Source organism: Bradyrhizobium sp. UFLA05-125 (assembly GCF_059803515.1).
Genome location: NZ_JBANBJ010000164.1, coordinates 1 through 2,002, shown reverse-complemented (window position 1 = coordinate 2,002; position 2,002 = coordinate 1). Strand labels below are relative to the sequence as shown.

Here is a 2,002-nt window from a genome sequence, read left to right as displayed (position 1 = left end):
CACTTCCGGTCTGCTCGAAGGTATCGAACACGAGACGGATTGCGTTCTGCACCTGGAGGTCGGGATCGAGGCCGATGGTCCTATCATTCCGGTAAACCAGCCCGACCGGAGGGCACATCTCGAGCTCGCCGCGACGGGCCTTGTTGAGCTGACCACCACGCATGCGTGCTTTGAGGATGTGCAGCTCGGCCTCGCTCATCGTCCCTTTGAGGCCGAGCAAGAGGCGATCGTTGAAGCTGGCTGGATCGTAGATACCGTCTTCGTCAAGGATGAGCGTCGCCGTCAATGCGCAAAGCTCGATGAGCCGGTGCCAGTCGGCCGAGTTGCGCGCAAGGCGCGAGACCTCCAGCCCCATGACAATACCGGCCTTGCCGAGCGCCACCTCGCTCACCAGTTGCTGGAAGCCGTCGCGTGCTGTCGTACTTGAGCCGGACTTGCCGAGATCGCGATCGATGACGTGAACGCGCTCGACCGGCCAACCGGCCACAACTGCTCGATCCCGCAACCCATATTGGCGCTCGGTGCTCTCGCCGTGCTCGGCGACCTGGCGAAGGGTCGATTGGCGGACATAGAGGTAAGCGTCGCGCTTGAGATGGTCGGCAGTGACTTTGAGCTCAGGCATGGAAGGGCTCCATTGCGATGGCGACGAGGATGCCGGCGATGAGGCGTGTGACGTCGCTTGTTGCGGGCGACGGATTGCCTGGGGCCGAGTGCGCGAGCCGATGGTCGTGGCACGCCGCCTCGGTATCGGCCTCCTGTCCGCGTGCTCGAATCCACGCTGCCAATCCCCGTCGGCGAAGAATGGTGAGACCAGGGCAGGCCGTGAACTCGGCACGCAATGCGGCGGCGCGTAGCTTCTCGTAGCTGTCCGCTGCGTCCGCAGGCGCGACGATCAAACTGGGCTGAGTCGTTTTTTTTTGCGCGCCAGCGCCCGCTCCAGGCTGCGTCGGTGCACCTTGACGCCGAACCGCGCCTCGATCGCATCGAGGCAGTGCGACGTCGTCAGTTCGGGTCTTGCAGCTTTGAGAGCGGCGACGAACGCAACGACCTCTGCGGAGACCTTGTGGCCGCCTTTGGGGCCTCGCCGGTTCGGCAACAGGCCGGCAAGCCCGGCGGTCTGCAGGGCGCTCTGCGCCTTGTAGAAGGTTGGCCGCGTGACGCCGAATGTCTCGGCGGCCTCGCTGATCGCAACGCCGTCGACCTGGTGACGTCGCACCATCTCGTAGCGCACCTGCACCAGGTCCTTCGCATCGAAGAATGGGTTGCTGACGAACGAGGGGTCGCGGACGGCTTCCGGATTTGGATTGAGGACGCCGTCTTGCGCCAGCGCCTCGCTCTTCGGATCCTGCTTCTTCGCCCTGGCCATGCTCAGCATCAACCTTACGTAAATATAAATACGCCTCTACATATTGAGTGTCAATGGAGGTGTCGACGCAATATGAAGATATTGTGTGGATTTTAAAGTAGACGTACGCCGCACCGTGTCCACGGCATGGCGTTATTATCTTTACATGTGCGGCGTATTTATATTTACGCATCGCTGGCGCCCATGCTCTCCGCAAGCCGGTCCAGCGCGTCACAAAGCGCCAACAGGTCAACCACGCAAAAGGCTGCTCTACCCGCAGCGATCAGCCGGAACTCATCGGGTGGATCGATATCGGTCCAGGCGCTCGCGATCGTGCAAAGTCGACCGTTCTGGCCCTCATAGACCACCCGGTCTTCGCCCCAATGACGGCGCCGACAGATCAGCTCGAACGTGCGACCGCAAAGCGGATGGAAGGGATGCGTGATCCGCACCTTTTGCTGGGTCGTACCCGCATGACCTGCAGTCGACAACTTTTGCCAAGGCGAAGGTTGAGGCCTGCGTCGGAATCATCGAACGCTGGCTGTTGGGGCGGCTGCGCAACCGAACTTTTTACAGCCTAGTCGAACTCAACCGTGCGATCGCCGAGTGGCTGGCCAAGCTCAATGACGGACGGGTGCTGCGTCAGTATGGCCGCAC

General features: G+C 61.8%; 3 protein-coding genes and 1 pseudogene. 1 reads left to right on the top strand and 3 read right to left on the bottom strand.

What is annotated here, in order from left to right; translation table 11 throughout:
* The 3 genes from SO156_RS45715 to SO156_RS45705 form a co-directional block, all read right to left on the bottom strand.
* The coding region (locus tag SO156_RS45715) for a recombinase family protein (RefSeq protein ID WP_498539447.1) at positions 1 to 622 on the bottom strand (622 nt) is incomplete at its 3' end.
* A 270-nt stretch (positions 623 to 892) separates the two neighbouring features.
* A complete protein-coding gene (locus tag SO156_RS45710) occupies positions 893 to 1,366 on the bottom strand; it encodes a helix-turn-helix domain-containing protein (RefSeq protein ID WP_498539446.1) in 474 nt (157 codons plus the stop codon).
* Positions 1,367 to 1,530: 164 nt separating this feature from the next.
* The gene (locus SO156_RS45705) at positions 1,531 to 1,797 is read right to left on the bottom strand and encodes a DUF5372 family protein (RefSeq protein ID WP_498539445.1); all 267 of its coding nucleotides are present in this window, start codon (positions 1,795 to 1,797) and stop codon (positions 1,531 to 1,533) included.
* Positions 1,798 to 1,844: 47 nt separating this feature from the next.
* On the opposite strand from SO156_RS45705, the pseudogene SO156_RS45700 reads away from it, so the two are divergent.
* A pseudogene (locus tag SO156_RS45700) lies at positions 1,845 to 2,002 on the top strand (IS21 family transposase); the annotation flags it as partial.